The sequence below is a fragment of the Dongia sp. genome (assembly GCF_041909655.1).
GTDB lineage: Bacteria > Pseudomonadota > Alphaproteobacteria > Dongiales > Dongiaceae > Dongia.
This window is the reverse complement of record NZ_JAYRDA010000004.1, coordinates 292,235-311,033: the sequence shown is the minus strand read 5'-3', so window position 1 is coordinate 311,033 and position 18,799 is coordinate 292,235. Positions and strand designations below refer to the sequence as shown.

Genomic DNA, 18,799 nt, shown 5'->3' with positions numbered 1-18,799 from the left:
ACTTTCGTCTCGATCATGACCAAATCTATCAGCGTCACTGCCCGCGCCAAGATCAACCTCTATCTCCATGTCACCGGCAAGCGCGCCGATGGCTACCATCTGCTCGACATGCTGGTGGTTTTCGCCGCGACCGGCGACGAGATCCGAGTCAGCGCAGCCGATGATCTGTCGCTTTCGATCGATGGGCCGTTCGGCGCAGGTTTGAGCGCCGGGTCCGACAATCTGGTGCTGCGCGCTGCGGCGGGATTGCGGGATCTCGCCGGCATCGACGCGGGCGCTCGTATTCATCTGACCAAGAATCTCCCCCTGGCGTCCGGTATTGGCGGCGGCTCGGCCGATGCGGCGGCGACCTTGCAGGCGCTCATGCAATTGTGGCGGATCGAGCCGCCGCGCGCCGCGCTCTTCGATCTTGCAGCGAGGCTCGGCGCCGACGTGCCGGTCTGCCTCGACGGGCGCGCCAGCTTCGTGGGTGGGATCGGCGAGGAAATCGCCCCGATCGGCCCCTTGCCGGAAGCTTACCTGCTCCTGGTCAACCCCTTGGTGGAGACACCGACGCCGGCCGTCTTCAAGGCGCGAACCGGTGATTTCTCGGCCCCGGCACGCTGGTCGCGGAATCCTGCGAATATCCAGGAATTGGCGACGCAGCTTGCCTCGCGGCGCAACGACCTCACCGCACCGGCGATCAAGCTTGCCCCCGTCGTGGCGGAGGTGCTGGACGCGATCGCGGCCACGCCGGATTGCCAACTCGCGCGCCTTTCGGGCAGTGGCGCCACCTGTTTTGGCATATATGAGACCCAGGCGCAGGCTGAGGCGGCCCGCTCCGCTATCCTGTCGCAGCACGCCGATTGGTGGGCAGTGGCGACGAAGGTCGCAGCTTAATCGCTGAGCAGCGCGCCCGCCTTGCGATGGGCGAGTTTGGCGGTGCCGACGATCATGGAAATGCTGTCGCCGGGTGCCACCAATTTCCGCAGGCAGCGCGACAGCACGAGGCCGTCGGTGCCGGCGCGGATCGCGGTACGCGCCTTCAAGGGGTCATCGGCCAGCGGATCGATGAGATCGGCGATGACATCGCCGCGTTTCACCTGGGCGCCCAAAGCCACCTTGTAGGCGATGACGCCCGCTTTGTTGACGCGGGTAATGTCGGTCGCTTCGAGATCCGTGCCGTCGCATTGCAGGGCCGGCGCCTTGCCGGGATCGCCGGCCAGCGCGCCATGGCGCTGCAGGAAGCGGAAGAGGCCATTGGCATCTTCACTGGCCATTTCGTCGAACACATCGGCCTGGCCGCGAAATTCGATTGTGGTGGCGAAGCACGCGGCAGGGACGGGGAACTTGCCACCCAGTTCGGCCGCCAGTTTGGTCCAGGGCAGCGAAAAGGTTTCGTCGAAGGAAGCAGCTTGGGAATCGGCGCAGAGCAGGGAGGCACGCGCACCCAGCTCCGCGGCAAGATCCTGAAAATCCGGCCAATGCACCGGCTGCATGTAGACATGCATCAAGGCCTCGTCGTCGCAATGCAGATCGAGGACCATGTCGGCATCATGGGCGAGCCGCGCCAATTCCACCTTGAGCTGCGCCAGCTCGGTATCGGCCGGCAGGGTCTTGATGCGGGCGGCAATGGCGGCGCGGATCGCAGCGACGTTCGCGCTCGCATCACTGCCCAGCTTGCCTTCGACCGCCTCGCGGAGCCCGACATAAAGGTCCGGCCAGTGACGGTTGAAATTTCCGCCGCCGCGCAATTCATAGCGGCCGCTATGGCTGCCATTGACGATCTGGCCGAGGCCGATCGGGTTGGCGACCGGCACCACGATGATCTCGCCCGCGATGGCGCCCTTCTTGTCGGCTTCGTCGAGCAGGCGGATCAGATGATGCGCCGCCAGCATGCCGGGGATCTCGTCGGAATGGATCGATGCCTGCACATAGGCCTTGGGCCGGGCGCCCTTGGTGCCGTAACGGTGGACGCTCAGGAACCGTTCGGTGCCGGGGCTCATGGAACCTAGGGAAATGCGCTCGATCGACTTCGCCATGATGAATTTTCTCCTCGAATTTCGGGCGCATTGGGCCTATCCGACCGGTGGCTGTCAAGGTTCGGAAAGGCTCTTTTCGGGGCTCCGGAATGCTATAAGGAGCCATGACTGATTCGAGCGCTTTTTCCCCCTCCGTGCCGGAGCCCACGGCACCCTATCTTACCGGTCTCAATGAGCGGCAGCTTCAGGCCGTCCTCGCCATGGACGGGCCGGTCCTGGTGCTGGCTGGTGCCGGCACCGGCAAGACGCGGGTGCTGACCACGCGCCTGGCGCATATCCTCAGTTCTGGCCTTGCCTGGCCTTCGCAGATTCTGGCGGTGACCTTCACCAACAAGGCCGCCAATGAAATGAAGGAGCGGATCGCGCATCTTCTCGGCCGGCCGGTCGAAGGCTGGTGGCTCGGTACCTTCCACTCACTGGCCGCGCGCATCCTGCGGTCTCAGGCGGAACTGGTGGGGCTGAAGCCCAATTTCACCATCGTCGGCACCGACGACCAATTGCGTCTGGTAAAGCAGCTCATCGAGGCGGAAGGCTTGGATTCCCAGCGTTGGCCGTCGCGGGTGGTCCTCGGCATCATTGAGCGCTGGAAGGATCGCGGCCTTACGCCCGACAAGGTGAGCCGCGCCGAAATGGCGGAAGTGGCCTCCGGCCGCATCCTCGATCTCTATCATGCCTATCAGCAGCGATTGCTGACTCTCAACGCCTGCGATTTCGGCGATTTGCTGCTGCACAATCTGACGATTTTCCAGAAAGCGCCGGACCAGCTTACGCGCTATCAGGAGCAATTCCGCTACATTCTGGTCGACGAATACCAGGATACCAATGTTGCCCAATATCTCTGGCTGCGGGCCCTTGCCCAGGCGCACAAAAATATCTGCTGCGTGGGCGACGATGATCAATCGGTCTATGGCTGGCGCGGGGCCGAGGTCGAGAACATCCTGAAATTCGAGAAGGACTTTCCCGGCGCCACGGTCATCCGCCTGGAACAAAACTACCGTTCGACGCCGCATATCCTCGCGGCCGCTTCCGGTCTCATCGCCCATAACGAGGGTCGCCTGGGGAAGACCTTGTGGACCGAGGTCAATGAAGGCGAGAAGGTGCGCATTCTAGGAGCCTGGGACGGCACCGAGGAAGCGCGCCAGATCGGCGACGAGGTGGAGACGCTGCAGCGGCGCGGCACGGAACTGAAGGACATCGCCATCCTGGTGCGCGCCGGTTTCCAGACCCGCGAATTCGAAGAACGATTCATTACTTTGGGCATTCCCTATCGCGTCATCGGTGGCCCGCGCTTCTACGAGCGGCAGGAAATCCGTGATGCGTTGGCTTATCTCCGCCTCATCCATCAGCCGGATGACGGTCTCGCTTTCGAGCGCATCGTCAATCTGCCGCGGCGTGGTATCGGCGATACCACGTTGAAGCAATTGAACGAGCTTGCCCGCGCGCAATCGCTCTCGGTGCCGGAGGTTGCACGGCAGGTTGTGGGAACCGATGAATTGAAGCCGGCAGCCCGCAGGGCGCTGGGCAGTTTCATGAACGATGTCGCGCGCTGGCGGCAGATGGCGAGTGGTCTCCACCATGCCGAACTTGCGCAGATCGTGCTCGACGAGAGCGGCTATACCGCAATGTGGCAGGCCGACAAATCGATCGAAGCGCCGGGGCGGCTCGAAAACCTGAAGGAGTTCGTGCGTGCGCTCGAAGATTTCGACAGCTTGGAAGGCTTCCTCGATCACGTCTCGCTGGTGATGGAGAATGCCGAAGCAAGTCCGCGCGACCAGCTCTCCATCATGACCCTGCACGGCGCCAAGGGGCTGGAATTCGATGTCGTTTTCCTGCCGGGCTGGGAAGAAGGCCTGTTTCCGCATCCGCGCTCGCTCGACGAGAACGGCATCAAGGGGCTGGAGGAAGAGCGCCGCCTCGCTTATGTCGGCCTTACACGGGCGCGCAAGCTCGCCGTCATCTGCCATGCCGGCAGCCGACGCATTCATAACCAATGGCAAAATGCGCTACCATCTCGTTTCCTCGCGGAATTGCCGGCGGCGCATATCGAGCGCCTGGATCATCAGGGCTTCAAGCCGCCGCAATCCGGCGGTCTCGATTGGCCGGCACGGAGCTATGGTGGGGGCGGCGGATATGGCGGCGGTGGTTATCAGCCGCGCCGCAGCCCGCCCGTGATCGATGTCGAAGCGCGCATCGTTCCCAAATCGGGCGGCGTCTATCCCAGCGGCAAGCGTGTGTTCCATCAGAAATTCGGCTATGGCAAGGTCCTGACGGCCGAAGGCGACAAGCTGGAGATCGCCTTCGACAAGGCGGGCGTCAAAAAAGTCATGGCCGGATTTGTCGTACCCGCCGAACAGGCGGGCTGAAGGGGATGAAGATGAAAACCAAGCCGAAACTCTATGCCGTCAGTCTCGACCTCGCTTTCAAGCCGGAAGAGGGCTGGCGCCTCGCATTGGAGGAGGCGCTGGAGCCTTTCGGTAGCGCATTGGTCAGCTTCGAGAAGGATGGCGGCAAGGCCTGGCATATGGAAGTGATCGGCGAGGAGAAGCCGAGCGCCGCCGCGGTGAAAGCGGCGCTGAAACCCTTTGCCGGCGTCAAACCGATTATCGGACTGGTGCCTGACAAGGATTGGCTCGCCGAAAGCCGCAAGGGGCTGGCGCCGTTGAAGATGGGGCCGTTCTTCGTCCATGGCGAACATGATCGGGGCAAGGCGCCAAAGAACGTCATCCCGCTCGAGATCGATGCCGGCATGGCCTTCGGCACCGGTCGCCACGAAACCACCAGCGGCTGCGTGAAGGCTTTGCTGCGTCTGGCAAAGTCACAGAAATTTAAGCGCCCCCTCGATATCGGCACCGGCACCGGCATTCTGGCCTTTGCCGCCTGGCACCTCTTCAAGGTGCCGGTGCTGGCCGGCGACAACGACAAGGACGCCGTGCGTGTGGCGCGCGAGAACGCCGCCATCAATGGATTGAAGAAGCAGATCCGCATCGTGACCTCGGACGGCTACCGCGCGGCGGCGATCCGCGAAGGCGGCCCCTATGATCTCGTCACCGCCAATATTCTAGCCAATCCGCTGATCTCTCTGGCGCCGGACCTAGCGCGGAATCTTGCCCGCAATGGCCGCGCCGTGTTGTCCGGCCTGCTCACGGCCCAGGAAAAGGATGTGCTGGCGGCGCACCAAGCGGTCGGGTTGGAGCTGGATTTCCGGATCCGCCAGAATGATTGGTCGGTGCTGGTGCTGAAGAAAGCCGCCAAGCCCATCAAGAAAACCAAGGTCGCCAAGAAGGCCGCGAAAAAGGCCCGTTGATCCGGCGGCGCCGGATTGTGCTAGCCTCGACGCCATGCTGAAGGGGCTTGCCACATTGCTGGTCTTCCAACTCGCCGGGGAATTCCTGGCGCAGATTCTTGCGTTGCCCTTGCCGGGTCCGGTCATCGGCATGGCGTTGCTGCTCACAGCCTTTCTGATCTTCAAACGCGTGCCCGATTGGCTGGAGCCCGTCGCCGACGGGCTGCTGCGGCATTTCTCGCTGCTCTTCGTGCCGGCGAGCGTCGGTTTGGTGCAATATCTCGACCGCATCGGCGCGGAATGGCTTCCGATCCTCATTGCTCTCGTCGTCAGCACCATCCTCGGCATTGCTGCGAGTGCCATTACCTTCGTGCTGGTGGCGCGGCTGGTGCGCGCGGATCCCGCCGCCGACGAGCGCAAGGTGGAATGATGACCGATCTCGTCGACATCTGGGTCTATCTCGCGCGCTCGCCGCTCCTGTGGTTGACCGCCACGCTGCTGGCCTATGGCGTCGGCTATTGGTGCATGGAGAAATGCCGCCATCATCCGGCGGTCAATCCGGTCGCCATCGCCGCCGCCTTGCTGGTCGCGCTCCTCTTATTGAGCGGCACCAGCTATCAGGCCTATTTCGACGGTGCGCAATTTGTTCATTTTCTGCTGGGGCCGGCGATCGTCGCCTTGGCCGTGCCTTTGTTCCGGCATCTCCCAAAAGTGCGGGCTTCCTTGGTGCCGACTTTGGCGGCCTTGCTGGTCGGCGCGAGCGTCGCGGCGGTGAGCGCCATCACGGTCGCGGTATGGTTTGGTGCGACGCCGCAGGTTACTTTGTCGATGGCGCCCAAATCGACGACCTCACCCATCGCCATGGGTATATCGGAGCAGATCGGCGGCCTCCCTTCGCTCACGGCGGCCATGGTCGTGGCAACAGGTGTGCTTGGGGCGATCCTGGTGACGCCGCTTCTCAATCTGCTGCGGATTCGGGATTGGCGGGCGCGGGGCTTTGCGGCCGGTACCGTCTCGCACGGCATCGGCACGGCGCGGGCGTTTCAGGTCAATGCGGTGGCGGGTGTCTTCGCCGCGGTGGCGCTCTGTCTCAACGCTTTGGCGACGCCGATCCTGGTGCCGCTTATCGTCGCGGCGCTCCAAGGGTTCATTGGCGCCAAATGAAAACGGCGGCCTGAAAGATCCAGGCCGCCGTTTCCACGCACTACTTAGGGGAAACTCAGGTAGTGGTTATTTGTTACGCCGCTTTCGGGGCGCGGTGGTTGTTGTTCGCAGCCGCGAGGCCGGTCTCGGCGAGGCCATCGGCGAGCTCGGCGATGTCGCCGCGGATCACACCGATATCCATCAGCTGACGGTCGGTGAGACGCGACAACTCCTTCACCGTGGCGCGGGCAGCGCTCCAGGCCTTCAACGGGGCCGTGACGTCTTCTTCCATCGCCGCGATCGCCACCGGCAGCGGGCCATTGATGGCACCGCTCAACCGCGCCACATGGGCGTCGATTTCATGGCGGGCGAGGCCGATATCGGCCAGCAGCCGGTCATCGAGCGACAGCAGGGTCGCACGGGCCTTGCGGCGGCGGTTCCAATCGAGCGCCGGGCGCAGGAGACCGTTCACGACCAGGCGGCTGAACTCGGCGAACAGATCGCCAACTTCACCGGCCGGGACCGCTTCACGGGCGATGGCCGGGATCATGCCGCGGCTGACACCGATGTCGCTGAGCGAACGGTCGTCGAGACCATAGAGCTCGTTCTCCAGCTGGGTACGGGCATAGACCCGCTTCGCCGCGCTGGTGAGGGCCCGGCCAAACCGATTGAATGCCGCCAAGCCAATCTCACGAGAGGGAGCAACCGGCGACACCGCAGCGCTCAGGACCTTCTCATTGCTCACGATCCGATTCATAGTAACCTTCCAATGCCGGCCAGGCCGGCTTTCTCTTCCAGATGGCACCATTGCCATCGCTCTTGTTTGTGGACGAACGATATATAGATTTAACCCGACCCATTTAGTAGTGTTTTCGCCGCATCGCAGCAATGCACCGGGCGCATGTTAAATGGATGAGATGGCAGTGTGACGCATATCACTAAGACTTTATGAAGATGCTTTAGTGACTTAGGCGTTACGATAATTATGGTTAATTTGGAGTTTGAGATGGTGATGTCGCCGGATTCAGCCTGTCGTGAGACTTATCAAGGGGATGAAGCCCTGGCTGGACTGCTTAAAAAGCATCATTCGCATGTAAATCTAACCATGTTGGGCGAGATCATGGCCGGGGTAGAGGCTGCCCCGGCAGATGAACGGGCCGATGCCTGGATCGATCTTGTCGCGGAAAATCCAAGCCCGGCCCTGATCGCCCAATTGCAGGCCTATCGCCAGGCTTGGGCGGCGCGGCAGGACCAGATCCAGGTGCCGCCGATCCCAGCGCGCCTCAATCGGCTGCGCGAGGCCCTGAAGCGGTGGGGCCTCGATGGCTTCATCATCGGCCGCGCCGACGACCATCAAGGGGAATATGTACCCAAGGCAGCCGAGCGCCTGAAATTCGTCTCCGGCTTCACCGGCTCCGCCGGTATGGCGGTGGTGCTTCTCGACAAGGCTGCGATTTTCGTCGATGGCCGCTACACCATCCAGGTCAAAGAGCAGGTCGATTCGGCACTCTATATATATCGTCACCTGATCACCGAGCCGGTCGAGGCCTATATCGGCGAGACCATGCGCCAGGGCCAGAAGCTGGGCTTCGACCCCAAGCTCTTTACCCCCGACCAGGCGCAGCGCTTCCGTGCCGCGGCCAGCCGGGTGGGCGTCGAATTGGTGGCGGTGGCCAGCAACCCGATTGACGAGATCTGGGACGGTCGTCCAGCCGAGCCGATCTCGGCCATGCTGCCCCATGATATCCAGTTCGCCGGCCAAGCTGCGGGCGAGAAACGACGTGCCTTGGCCGAGAAGCTGAAGAAGGACGGGCGCCATGCCGCGGTGATCTCGGCGCCGGATTCGCTCTGCTGGCTTTTGAATGTCCGCGGCGCCGACGTGCCGCGCACGCCTTTCGCTCTGGGCTATGCCATCCTCCATGACGATGCGCGGGTCGATCTCTTCGTCGATCGGCGGAAATTGCCGCCGCGGACCCTGGCCCATCTCGGCAATGAGGTTGCGGTCGCCGAGCCGGAGGCTTTTGCCGGCGCATTGCAGGATCTCGGCCAAGCCAAGGCCGTGATCGCCATCGACGCAGCGACGGCCAGCGAATGGATCCACGACCAGTTGGCAAAAGCGGGCGCCAAGGTGTTGGCCGGCGAATGCGTTTGTGCCTTGCCCAAAGCCGCGAAGAACGTCGTCGAGGTCGAAGGTTCGCGCCGCGCGCATACCCGTGACGGCGCGGCCGTTTCGCGCTATCTGGCCTGGCTCACCGAGCGGGCGCCCAAGGGTGGCCTTAAGGAGATCGATGCCTCGGACAAGCTTGCGAGCTTCCGGCATCCCAATGAATTCTTTCGCAACCTCTCCTTCGATTCCATTTCGGCCGCTGGGCCGAATGGTGCCATCTGCCATTATCATGCGATGCCGGAGACCCAGCGCGAGATTCCGCTGAACTCCCTCTATCTCATCGATTCAGGCGGGCAGTATCTCGATGGGACCACCGATATCACGCGCACCGTGGCGGTGGGCACGCCGACCCGGGAGATGAAGGAATGCTTCACCCGCGTGCTCAAGGGCCATATCGCGCTGGCGACCGCGCGTTTCCCGAAAGGCACCACGGGTTCGGCCTTGGATGCCCTGGCGCGCCGGCCGCTCTGGGATGCGGGGCTCGATTACGACCATGGCACCGGCCACGGCGTCGGCTCCTATCTTTCAGTGCATGAAGGGCCGCAGCGCATCTCGAAGATGCCGAACCGCGTGGCACTCGAGCCCGGCATGATCATTTCGAACGAGCCTGGCTATTACAAGGAAGGCGAATTTGGCATCCGTATCGAGAATCTGGTGACGGTCCGGGAATGCGCCGACTTCCCCGGGATGCTGGAATTCGAGACGCTCACTTTGGCGCCGATCGATCTCAACGCGATCGAGAAAAGCTTGCTGAGCGTGGATGAGATCGCCTGGCTCAACGCCTATCACGCCCGCGTGCGCGAGGTCATCGCGCCGCAGCTGGAAGGTGCTGACAAGGCTTGGCTGATCGAGGCCACGCGGGCGATCTAGCGCAACTCTCTCTAGGCCCGGAACACTTTCCCCGGATTCATCCGGTTGTCGGGATCGAGTGCCGCCTTCAACTGGCGCATGACGGCGACCGCCGAGCCGTGCTCGGCTTCGAGGAAGGCGATCTTGCCGGAGCCTATGCCATGCTCCCCGGTGCAGGTCCCGCCCATGGCGATGGCGCGGTGGGCGAGGCGCCCGGTGAAATCCTTCACGCGCTTGAACTCAGTCGCATCATCCGGGTCGAGCAGAATATTGAGATGGAAATTGCCGTCGCCGACATGACCGACAAGGGGGGCGAGCAGGCCGGTGGCGATGAGGTCTTCCTTGGTCTCCAGGATGCAATCGGCCAGGCGCGAAATCGGCACGCAGACATCGGTGGGACAGCCCTTGGCGCCGGGGCGGAGTTGCAGCCCGGCATAGAAGCAATCGTGCCGAGCCTGCCACAGCTTGCTGCGCTCCTCAGGCTTCACGCTCCAGGTGAAATCGCTCATGCCGAATTCCTCGCCGATCGCCTTGACGCTTTCCGATTGCTCGGCGACGCCGGCCTCGGAACCGTGGAACTCGAAGAAGAGGGTCGGGCGCACCGGCAAATCGAGTTTTGAATATTTGTTGATGGCGTCGATCTGAACCTCGTCGATGAGCTCGATGCGTGCGACCGGGATGCCGCTCTGGATCACCTGGATGACCGTATTCACCGCGGCGCCGATATCGGGGAAATTGGCGACCGCCGCCGCCATCGCCTCGGGCACGCCATAGAGGCGCAACCGCACTTCGGTGATGATGCCGAGCGTGCCTTCCGAGCCGACAAAGAGACGGGTGAGGTCATAGCCCGCCGCCGATTTCCGCGAACGGCCGCCGGTCCTGATGATGCGGCCATCGGCCAGCACCACGGTAAGGCCCAGCACGTTCTCACGCATGGTGCCGTAACGTACGGCATTGGTGCCGGAGGCGCGCGTGGCGCTCATCCCGCCCAGGGTCGCATCGGCACCAGGGTCGATCGGGAAAAAGAGGCCCTGATCCTTGATATAGGCGTTGAGCTGCTTGCGCGTGACGCCGGCCTCGACCTTGACGTCGAGATCTTCGGCATTCACCTCCAGCACCTTGTTCATGCGGCCCATATCGACCGAAATGCCGCCCTTCAAGGCGGCGACATGACCTTCCAGCGAAGTGCCGACGCCGAAAGGGATAAGTGGTGCCTGGAAGCGCGCTGCGACCTTGGCGATCTCCGAGACTTCCTCCGTCGATTGCGGAAAGACCACGACGTCAGGGAGATGCGTCGCGTGATAGGATTCATCATGCCCGTGCCGGTCACGGATGCCGGCATTGGTCGAGATCTGGTCGGGGGCGAGAATCGCGCCGAGGGCGGCGATCAAATCGGGGACGTTGAGGGATTTCGTTGCAAGATTGCTCATGATTCTCTCCGGTTCCGAAACAAACCGTCCAGCGTTGCAAAGGGCGCTGCCCGGTCCGCGAAGGTGAACGTACCCGTATTCTTCATCTCTTCCGCCGCGCGGATCAACTCGCCAAAGGCGGCGCGGGCCAAGGCACCGCCGACGCTGATCCGCCGCACGCCAAGCGCGGACAACGCCGCCAGAGACAAACTCGACCCTGTCAACCCCATCACCACATTGACCGGCTTGGGCGCCACCGCCTGGACGATAGCACAAATATCATCCGCGTTGTGCAAGCCGGGTGCGAAGAGGACATCGGCACCGGCTTCGGCATAGGCCTGCAGCCGCTTGATAGTATCGGCCAGATCGTTGCGGCCATGCAGGTGATTTTCCGCCCGCGCCGTCAGCATGAAGGGGGAGGGTAACGCATGGGCGGCTCTTGCCGCGGCTTTGATCCGCGCGCAGGCGACATCGAGGGGATAGATCGGGTCTTCCGGGCGGCCGGTCGCATCTTCGATGGAACCGCCTACCGGGCCCGCCTCGGCACCGAGCCGGATCGTCTCGGCGCAAATCTCCGGCGCATCGCCAAACCCGTTCTCAAGATCGGCGCTCAGCGGCAGATCTGTCGCGGCCGCGATGACGCGGATATTGGCCAGGGTTTCCTCGCGCGTTGCCGATCCGTCGGGCTTCGCCAGGGAAAAGGCGAGGCCGGCGCTGGTGGTGGCAAGTGCTTCGAATCCAATCGATGCCAGGAGGCAGGCCGAGCCCGCATCCCAGGGGTTGGGCATAATGAAGGCGTGTGGTTGTTCGTGAAGCAATTTGAAGGCGGAAGCGCGTTGCGCCTGAGACGTCATGATTCTATGTCCGCCGGATTGCTTGCTGGTCCATCAAATTCCAGCACCTCTTATATCTCCGCCGGTCGCCACTGCACCAGCAGATGCAGGGCGACGGCCCCGAAGACCAGGAAGCCGCCCAGAAAGGTATGGGTATCGGGGATGAGGCCGAAGGCGATCCAGACCCAGACGGGCGCCAGGGGGGCGTCGAGGGCGCCGATCAGAGCGGTTTCGACGGGTGGCAGCAGACGCGCCCCCAGCATGAAGAGCGCCAGGCCGAGGGCGGAATTCACCAGGCCAAAAAGAGCGAGTTCCAGCCATGGGAGATCCATCCTCGGGACGGGACCGAGAAACGGCCACACCACCAGGGCACTCAAGACCGCCGAGAGCCCCGCGGCGGCGAGGAAGGGGATGCCGGGATAGCGCTTTGCCACGATCATGATCAGCGCCATGGCGATGGTCATGCCCAGGGCGAGAAGATCGCCCAGCATTCCACCACCGCCGAAGCCGGGCATCACCATGACGGCGACGCCGATCAGTGCTACCAGGCTGGCGATCACGGCATTGCGCGACGGTTTCTCGTGGAGGATCAGCCAGCCCAGTCCGGCCGCCAGAAAGGGCGCCGTCCCATAGATCACGGCGACATGGGCGACGCTGGTCAGCGTCAGCCCTGTGATGAAGCAGAGCATCCCGCCGGCGGAGATGCTGGCGAAGAGCCAGCCTGGCCATCCCAGATGACGGAAATCGGTGAGCGTCGCGCGGCCGCGCCAGGCCAGCATGAAGGCGAAGATGCCGAGTGCCCCGAACCAGCCGCGCCAGAACAGCAACGTCCAATTATCGAGCGGGATCAGCGTCGTGAAATAGCCAGCCGTGCTCCAGGCGATGGCGGAGCCGGTGACCAAAGCAAGGCCGAGCCGATAGCTGCCGGGGCTTGTCACGATGTTGCGCCAGCCTTGGTCTTTGCCCAATCACCGGTCGTGTTCCACCAACGATGGGGATTTTTGCTGTCATCGAGACCCTTGGAGCGGCTGGCCAATATCTCGCCGACCAGGATCGTGGGCTCCTGATAGCTGTGGATATGAAAGATCGTCTCGACGACGCGCTCCAGGAGCGGCTGGTCTTGCGGGATTTGAAAAGCCACTTCCACCACGCCGGGTCGCTGGCGCGGTTCGATTTCCGGACCAGCCGCAGCCCCTTCCAGGGGGCGGTATCTTTCAATGCCGGGTCCGGATTGATAGGCATTGTCATCGTAAGCGCCGATCCTGAGCGGGGTGATCTTACTGACATACGCGAGGATCCGGTCGACATCCTCGGCTGGGGCCTGGAAGGTCACGAGATATTGTGCCACCAAGCGGGTGGCCGTGGTTTCGAAGGGTTTCATGAGTTTCTGCACCTCCATCTGAGGGTGGCAGAACTACCCGATCACTCCTGACAACTGTTTGTCAGGAGTGATGCTATGATCCCTCCATGGCCCGGTCCGATCGCTTGTTCGACATCATCCAGCTTTTGCGCGCCGCCAAGCGGCCGGTGCGGGCCGTCGACCTTGCAGAAGCGCTGGAAGTTACCGAGCGGACCATCTATCGCGACATCGCCGCCTTGCAGGGGATGCGGGTACCGGTCGAGGGTGCTGCCGGCATCGGGTATGCGATGCGGGCCGGCTTCGATCTGCCGCCCTTGATGTTCGATGCCGAGGAGATCGAGGCCATCATCGTCGGCATGGCTTTGCTGCGGCGTACAGGCGATAAGGGTTTGCAGGCAGCGGCCCACAAGGTGAGCGGAAAAATTGCGGCGGTGCTGCCGCCCGATCGGTCGGCAGCACTGGATGCGACGCGCCTTCAGGTCTCGCGTTGGGGTGTTGCCACCGATTTCCGGATCGATCTTGGTGCGATCCGGCGGGCGATCCGCGACGAACGGAAATTGCGCATCGATTATACCGACGAACGCGGCCGGTCTTCATCACGCAGCATCCGGCCGATCGCCATAGTTTATTATATCGAGGTCGTGGTGCTGGCCGCCTGGTGCGAGAAGCGGCGCGGCTTCCGGCATTTCCGTGCCGACCGCATCACCGATTGCCAAATCCTCAAGGATGACTTCAAGGGCGAAGGCGAGTCACTGCGTGCGGCGTGGAATGCCGAGCATCAGGCGCCGTAGCCACCGCCACCCGGTGTTTCCACGACGAAGACATCACCTGGCATCATCTCGGTGCCATCGGTGCCTTTCAGCATGTCGGTGGTACCGTCCGCGCGGATGACCGAGTTGCGCCCGAGGGCGCCTTCGCCGCCGCCTTTGAGGCCGTACGGGGCGATCACCCGGTGGCCGGAGAGGATGCCCGCCGTCATCTGTTCCAGGAACCGCACGCGCCGCACGACGCCGTCACCGCCTTTGTGCCGGCCCTTGCCGCCGCTTCCTCTGCGGATATGGAAATCTTCCAGGAGAACCGGGAAACGGAATTCCAGCACTTCGGGATCTGTCAGGCGCGAATTGGTCATATGGGTTTGCACCGCATCGGTGCCGTCGAAATCCGGCCCCGCGCCGGAACCGCCGGCGATGGTCTCGTAATATTGATGGCGGTCATTGCCGAAAGTGAAATTGTTCATGGTGCCTTGGGCCGCCGCCATCACCTGCATCGCGCCATAGAGCGCGTCGGTGATGCATTGCGAGGTCTCGACATTGCCGGCGACGACCGCAGCGGGGTATTCGGGCTTTAGCATGCAGCCATCTGGAATGACGATGTCGAGTGGCTCCAGGCAGCCCTGGTTCATCGGAATATCGTCGTCGATCAGCGTGCGGAAGACATAGAGCACGGCGGCCTTGGCGACCGCCGAGGGCGCGTTGAAATTGGTGGCGAGCTGCGCCGAGGTGCCGGTGAAATCAATCTTCGCGCGTCGCGCCTGGTGATCGACCGAGACGCTGACCTTGATCACGGCACCATCATCCATCTCATAGGCGAAGCTGCCGTCGCTCAAGCGGTCCAGCACGCGCCGCACCTGTTCGGCGGCATTGTCTTTCACATGCCCCATATAAGCCTGCACGACGGAGAGGCCGAATTGCCCGACCATGCGGTGGAGTTCCTGGACGCCTTTTTCATTGGCGGCGATCTGGGCGCCCATATCGGCGACGTTCTGGTCCGGGTTGCGCGCCGGGTATTTGCCAGAAGCAAGCAACGCGCGCAGTTCAACCTCGCGCAAGATGCCGCGATCGACCAGCTTGAAATTGTCGATAAGGACGCCTTCCTCATCCACATGCCTGCTGGTGGGCGGCATGGAGCCCGGCGTCAGGCCGCCGATATCGGCGTGATGCCCACGGCTCGCCACGAAGAACAGAATCTCCTTGCCATGGGCGTCGAAAACCGGCGTCACCACGGTAATATCGGGCAGATGCGTGCCGCCGTTATAGGGGGCGTTCAGCACATAAACATCACCCGGCTGCATGTCGGTACCGCCATCCGCTTTGGCATGGGCGCGAATGACGGATTCGACGCTTTCGCCCATCGAGCCTAGATGCACCGGCATATGTGGCGCATTGGCGATGAGATGGCCATGCTGGTCGAAGAGGGCGCAGGAAAAATCAAGCCGCTCCTTGATATTGACCGAATGACTGGTCTTTTCGAGGGTCGAGCCCATCTGCTCGGCGATCGACATGAAGAGATTGTTGAAGATCTCCAGCATCACCGGATCGACCGAGGTGCCGATGGCGTGATTCCGCACGGCGACGATATAGCGTTCCAGGATGAGATGGCCGCGATCATTGACGATGGCGCGCCAGCCGGGCTCGACCACATTGGTGGAGATGGGTTCGAGGATGATGGCGGGGCCGTCGATCTGCTGGCCGGGGCGGAGTTCGGCGCGCTGATAGACGGGCGCATTCATCTGCTTGCCTTGGCCGTAGAACGGAATTTCCGCCAGAGGCTCGGCCGGCGCACCGGCCGTATCGATCAGCGGCTCCATCACCTGCTCTGATTTGCCGATCGCCTCGACCGAGATGGAATCGACGATCAGCGCCTTGCCCGGAACGATGAAGCCGTAGCGTTGGCGGTGGGCTTCTTCGAATCCGGCCTGAATCTCGAGGGCAGTACCGAAGGCGGTGATGAGCGGGGCGTCGGTGCCGGCATATTTGACATGGACCTGGCGCAGCATCTGGATATTTTCGCGCGCAATGCCTTGGCCTTCGATTTCGGCACTGGCGGATTGCGCCATCGCGTCGAGTTCGGCGGCAAGAAAGGCCGTCATCGCATCGCCCAGCGGCGTTTCCACCGTCTTGTGGCGGATGGCGCGCATATCGGCGAGGCCCATGCCATAGGCGGAGAGCACGCCGGCCAGGGGATGGAGGAAGATCCGCGTCATGCCGAGGGCGTCGGCGACACGGCAGGCATGCTGGCCGCCGGCACCGCCGAAACAGGCCAGGGCATAATGGGTGACGTCATAGCCGCGCTGGATCGAGATCTCCTTGATCGCATTCGCCATGTTGGCGACGGCGATGTCGAGGAAACCCTCGGCCACATCCTCCGGCTGCTGTTCCTTGCCTGTGGCGCGCGTGATCTCGGCCGCGAGAGCCTGGAATTTTGCGACCACCACAGCGTGGTCGAGCGGCTGGTCGCCGTTGGGGCCGAAGACCTTGGGGAAATAATCGGGATGCAGGCGCCCCAGCATGACGTTGCAATCGGTGACGGCGAGCGGCCCACCCCGGCGATAGGAAGCGGGGCCGGGATTGGCGCCGGCGGAATCCGGGCCCACCCGATAACGCGACCCATCAAAATGCAGAATCGAGCCGCCGCCGGCGGCCACCGTGTGGATCAGCATCATCGGCGCCCGCATACGGACACCTGCCACTTGCGCCTCGTAAGAGCGCTCGAAATGGCCGTTGAAATGGGAAACATCGGTCGAGGTACCGCCCATGTCGAAGCCGATGATGCTGTCGAAGCCGGCCTGGCGTGCCGTCTCGACCGCGCCGACGATGCCACCCGCCGGGCCGGAGAGGATGCTGTCCTTGCCCTGGAATTGGCGCGCATCGGTGAGGCCGCCATTCGATTGCATGAACATGAGGCGGGTGGTCGCATTGCCGATCTCGCCGGCGACCTGGTCGACATAGCGTCGCAGGATCGGCGAAAGATAAGCGTCGACCACAGTGGTATCGCCGCGGCTCACCAGCTTCATCAGTGGCGAGACTTCGTGGCTCACCGAAACCTGGGTGAAGCCGATCTCGCGGGCGAGTTTGCCCAACGCGGCTTCGTGGGCGTGGTAGCGGAAGCCATGCATCAGCAAAATCGCGATTGCGCGGTAGCCCTTGTCGAAAGCGGCCTGGAAGTCGGCACGCGCCCGCTGAATATCGAGATGAGTGAGGATCTCGCCGCGGGTATCGACCCGCTCCGAAATTTCGATCACGTCACGATGCAGCAATTCGGGAAGCTCGATCCGCCGCGCAAAAATCTTCGGGCGGTTCTGATAGGCGATGCGGAGCGCGTCCCTGAAGCCCTTGGTGACGGCCAGCACCACCGGTTCGCCCTTGCGCTCCAGCAGCGCATTGGTGGCGACCGTGGTGCCCATCTTGATCGCGCCGACCTCATTGGGAAGCGGCGCGTCGGGGCCAAGGCCGAGGATGCCGCGGATGCCGGCCATGGCGGCGTCCCGGTAGCGTTCGGGATTCTCGGAGAGCAGTTTGTGGGTGATAAGGCGGCCATCCGGCGCCTTCGCCACGATATCCGTGAAGGTACCGCCCCGATCGATCCAGAATTGCCACGTACCGGTCACGCTCAATATCCGTCTGTTTTCTTGATGTCATCCCCCGGCTTGGCCGGGGGATCCACGAGTTGCTTTCTTCAGTCGCTGGAAAACTCGTGGATGGCCCGCCTAAAGCGGGCCATGACAATATAAGCACGAAGTCAGGACAGTACCTACCTTATCACCAAATCCGTCGAGCGTTGCGAGAGCACGCGGCAGCCGGTCTCGGTCACCACCATGGTCTGGCCCGACGTCATGGCAAGGCCGGCCTCGGAATCGAAGATGATGAGGTGGATGAAATAGACCTGGTTGGGCGCCGCCAATTCCGGATTGCCATGATAGAACATCGGCCAGTCCATCCAGTTGGGCGCGAAGGTGGTGCCCAGGGAATAGCCGGTCGCATTCATGCGGTGCTTCTGATAACCGGCGGCATCCAGCACGCGGGCATGGGCGTCGAACACCTCGCCGATCGGCCGGCCGGGTTTCAGCGCTGCCTTGCTGGCCTCCAGCGCATCCACGGCAACCTTGTGCATCTCGATCTGCTTGGCGGGTGGCTTGCCGATCGGGATCGTCCGCATGAGACAGGAATGATAGTGGCGGAAGACGCCGGCGAATTCGAGGGTGAGTTGATCCTGGGCATCCAGTACACGCCGCCCGGAATGATAGCGGCAGAGCAGGGCCTCCGGCCCAGAGCCGATGATGAATTCGTTGGCGGGGTCGTCGCCGTCATGGCGGATGATGATGCTCTGCATCGCCGCCAGAATTTCGGCTTCCGAAACGCCGGGACCGGCGAGGCGGTGCGCTTCGTCGAGAGCGAGGTCCGCAAGATGCGCGGCCTTTTCAACATAGCTGATCTCGGCCGGAGATTTCACCAGGCGCTGGCGCGAGACCAGATCGCTGGCGTCAACGAGGGTTGCGATACCGTCGAAAGCGGCCTGGAGGCGCATGCCATTGCGCGCGGTGAGGCCATAGGCTTCCCATTCGACCCCGAGCTTCTTGCCGGAAAGGCCCCAGGCCTTCAGCATGTCGCGGAGTTCCAGCGAGGGATTGGCCTCGGGCCCATCTATCCAAACTCGAATATCGGCGATGTCCGAGGTGAGCTGTGCCTGGCGGAGATCCGGGGCGCGGGTCAGCAGGAATTGGCGGCCATCGGCACCGAGGTAGTAGCACTGGAAGAAGACATAGCCGAAGGTGTCGTAGCCGGTGAGGTAATACATGCTCTCCTGGCGGAACATCAGCAGGCCGTCGAGGCCACGCTTTTCCAAAGCATTGACGGTCTGGCGGCGGCGGGTGGCGAATTCGTCGCGGCTGAAATGAAGCGGCATGTCCTAGTCTCCTCGCAAGCGGATTTGACTCAGGACATCACGGCTGCCGCCT

Annotated in this window: 15 protein-coding genes; 7 read left to right on the top strand and 8 right to left on the bottom strand. The window is 62.8% G+C overall.

Annotated features, from left to right (window positions below):
• Positions 1 to 15: 15 nt before the first annotated feature.
• Positions 16 to 879 carry a 4-(cytidine 5'-diphospho)-2-C-methyl-D-erythritol kinase gene (locus ACE3PR_RS10335; RefSeq protein ID WP_374371365.1) on the top strand — a complete coding sequence of 288 codons (864 nt, stop codon included), beginning with the start codon at positions 16 to 18 and terminating at the stop codon, positions 877 to 879.
• Here the strand turns inward: ACE3PR_RS10335 and ACE3PR_RS10330 are convergent.
• Positions 876 to 2,021: a succinylglutamate desuccinylase/aspartoacylase family protein gene (locus ACE3PR_RS10330; protein WP_374371363.1), complete on the bottom strand. Its 1,146-nt coding sequence runs from the start codon at positions 2,019 to 2,021 to the stop codon at positions 876 to 878. The two genes, ACE3PR_RS10335 and ACE3PR_RS10330, sit on opposite strands and share 4 nt — an antisense overlap.
• A 104-nt stretch (positions 2,022 to 2,125) precedes the next feature.
• On the opposite strand from ACE3PR_RS10330, the gene ACE3PR_RS10325 reads away from it, so the two are divergent.
• The 4 genes from ACE3PR_RS10325 to ACE3PR_RS10310 are packed head-to-tail and all read left to right on the top strand — an operon-like array spanning position 2,126 to position 6,468.
• Positions 2,126 to 4,384 (top strand): ATP-dependent helicase, encoded by a 2,259-nt coding sequence (locus ACE3PR_RS10325; RefSeq protein WP_374371361.1) that lies wholly within the window; start codon positions 2,126 to 2,128, stop codon positions 4,382 to 4,384.
• 11 nt (positions 4,385 to 4,395) lie between these two features.
• Positions 4,396 to 5,325, top strand: coding sequence for a 50S ribosomal protein L11 methyltransferase (locus tag ACE3PR_RS10320; protein WP_374371359.1), 930 nt, complete (start codon positions 4,396 to 4,398; stop codon positions 5,323 to 5,325).
• Positions 5,326 to 5,359: 34 nt separating this feature from the next.
• A complete protein-coding gene (locus ACE3PR_RS10315; RefSeq protein WP_374371357.1) occupies positions 5,360 to 5,734 on the top strand; it encodes a CidA/LrgA family protein in 375 nt (124 codons plus the stop codon).
• Positions 5,731 to 6,468, top strand: a complete 738-nt coding sequence (locus tag ACE3PR_RS10310; protein ID WP_374371355.1) for an LrgB family protein — start codon at positions 5,731 to 5,733, stop codon at positions 6,466 to 6,468. Before ACE3PR_RS10315 ends, ACE3PR_RS10310 begins: the two co-directional genes overlap by 4 nt.
• Before the next feature lie 73 nt (positions 6,469 to 6,541).
• Here ACE3PR_RS10310 and ACE3PR_RS10305 read toward each other — a convergent pair whose 3' ends face one another.
• Positions 6,542 to 7,129, bottom strand: a complete 588-nt coding sequence (locus ACE3PR_RS10305) for a DUF1127 domain-containing protein (RefSeq protein ID WP_374371353.1) — start codon at positions 7,127 to 7,129, stop codon at positions 6,542 to 6,544.
• Between the two features lie 438 nt (positions 7,130 to 7,567).
• Between ACE3PR_RS10305 and ACE3PR_RS10300 the strand changes: the two genes are divergently transcribed.
• Positions 7,568 to 9,484, top strand: coding sequence for an aminopeptidase P family protein (locus ACE3PR_RS10300; RefSeq protein WP_374371350.1), 1,917 nt, complete (start codon positions 7,568 to 7,570; stop codon positions 9,482 to 9,484).
• 11 nt (positions 9,485 to 9,495) lie between these two features.
• On the opposite strand, the gene ACE3PR_RS10295 is transcribed toward ACE3PR_RS10300, so the two are convergent.
• Genes ACE3PR_RS10295 through ACE3PR_RS10280 form a run of 4 tightly spaced genes read right to left on the bottom strand, consistent with a single transcriptional unit; the run spans position 9,496 to position 13,086 of the window.
• Positions 9,496 to 10,893 carry an FAD-binding oxidoreductase gene (locus tag ACE3PR_RS10295; protein WP_374371348.1) on the bottom strand — a complete coding sequence of 466 codons (1,398 nt, stop codon included), beginning with the start codon at positions 10,891 to 10,893 and terminating at the stop codon, positions 9,496 to 9,498.
• Positions 10,890 to 11,726 carry an isocitrate lyase/phosphoenolpyruvate mutase family protein gene (locus tag ACE3PR_RS10290; RefSeq protein WP_374371346.1) on the bottom strand — a complete coding sequence of 279 codons (837 nt, stop codon included), beginning with the start codon at positions 11,724 to 11,726 and terminating at the stop codon, positions 10,890 to 10,892. The genes ACE3PR_RS10295 and ACE3PR_RS10290 overlap by 4 nt, the downstream gene beginning before the upstream one ends.
• Before the next feature lie 50 nt (positions 11,727 to 11,776).
• Positions 11,777 to 12,673, bottom strand: a complete 897-nt coding sequence (locus ACE3PR_RS10285; protein ID WP_374371343.1) for a DMT family transporter — start codon at positions 12,671 to 12,673, stop codon at positions 11,777 to 11,779.
• Positions 12,640 to 13,086 (bottom strand): hypothetical protein, encoded by a 447-nt coding sequence (locus tag ACE3PR_RS10280; RefSeq protein WP_374371341.1) that lies wholly within the window; start codon positions 13,084 to 13,086, stop codon positions 12,640 to 12,642. The genes ACE3PR_RS10285 and ACE3PR_RS10280 overlap by 34 nt, the downstream gene beginning before the upstream one ends.
• Positions 13,087 to 13,172: 86 nt before the next feature.
• Here ACE3PR_RS10280 and ACE3PR_RS10275 point away from each other — a divergent pair, with 86 nt between their 5' ends.
• Positions 13,173 to 13,856, top strand: a complete 684-nt coding sequence (locus ACE3PR_RS10275; protein WP_374371339.1) for a helix-turn-helix transcriptional regulator — start codon at positions 13,173 to 13,175, stop codon at positions 13,854 to 13,856.
• On the opposite strand, the gene ACE3PR_RS10270 is transcribed toward ACE3PR_RS10275, so the two are convergent.
• Complete coding sequence (locus tag ACE3PR_RS10270) at positions 13,844 to 17,452, bottom strand: hydantoinase B/oxoprolinase family protein (RefSeq protein WP_374371336.1); 3,609 nt, start codon at positions 17,450 to 17,452, stop codon at positions 13,844 to 13,846. The two genes, ACE3PR_RS10275 and ACE3PR_RS10270, sit on opposite strands and share 13 nt — an antisense overlap.
• Before the next feature lie 143 nt (positions 17,453 to 17,595).
• Positions 17,596 to 18,747 carry a M24 family metallopeptidase gene (locus ACE3PR_RS10265; RefSeq protein ID WP_374371334.1) on the bottom strand — a complete coding sequence of 384 codons (1,152 nt, stop codon included), beginning with the start codon at positions 18,745 to 18,747 and terminating at the stop codon, positions 17,596 to 17,598.
• Between the last annotated feature and the right edge of the window lie 52 nt (positions 18,748 to 18,799).

Coding starts and splice junctions, on each gene's coding strand:
- ACE3PR_RS10320 (WP_374371359.1), top strand. CDS start 4,396: ATGAAAACCAAGCCGAAACTCTATGCCGTCAGTCTCGACCTCGCTTTC.
- ACE3PR_RS10330 (WP_374371363.1), bottom strand. CDS start 2,021: ATGGCGAAGTCGATCGAGCGCATTTCCCTAGGTTCCATGAGCCCCGGC.
- ACE3PR_RS10295 (WP_374371348.1), bottom strand. CDS start 10,893: ATGAGCAATCTTGCAACGAAATCCCTCAACGTCCCCGATTTGATCGCC.
- ACE3PR_RS10325 (WP_374371361.1), top strand. CDS start 2,126: ATGACTGATTCGAGCGCTTTTTCCCCCTCCGTGCCGGAGCCCACGGCA.
- ACE3PR_RS10265 (WP_374371334.1), bottom strand. CDS start 18,747: ATGCCGCTTCATTTCAGCCGCGACGAATTCGCCACCCGCCGCCGCCAG.
- ACE3PR_RS10335 (WP_374371365.1), top strand. CDS start 16: ATGACCAAATCTATCAGCGTCACTGCCCGCGCCAAGATCAACCTCTAT.
- ACE3PR_RS10280 (WP_374371341.1), bottom strand. CDS start 13,086: ATGAAACCCTTCGAAACCACGGCCACCCGCTTGGTGGCACAATATCTC.
- ACE3PR_RS10315 (WP_374371357.1), top strand. CDS start 5,360: ATGCTGAAGGGGCTTGCCACATTGCTGGTCTTCCAACTCGCCGGGGAA.
- ACE3PR_RS10300 (WP_374371350.1), top strand. CDS start 7,568: ATGGCCGGGGTAGAGGCTGCCCCGGCAGATGAACGGGCCGATGCCTGG.
- ACE3PR_RS10290 (WP_374371346.1), bottom strand. CDS start 11,726: ATGACGTCTCAGGCGCAACGCGCTTCCGCCTTCAAATTGCTTCACGAA.
- ACE3PR_RS10275 (WP_374371339.1), top strand. CDS start 13,173: ATGGCCCGGTCCGATCGCTTGTTCGACATCATCCAGCTTTTGCGCGCC.
- ACE3PR_RS10310 (WP_374371355.1), top strand. CDS start 5,731: ATGATGACCGATCTCGTCGACATCTGGGTCTATCTCGCGCGCTCGCCG.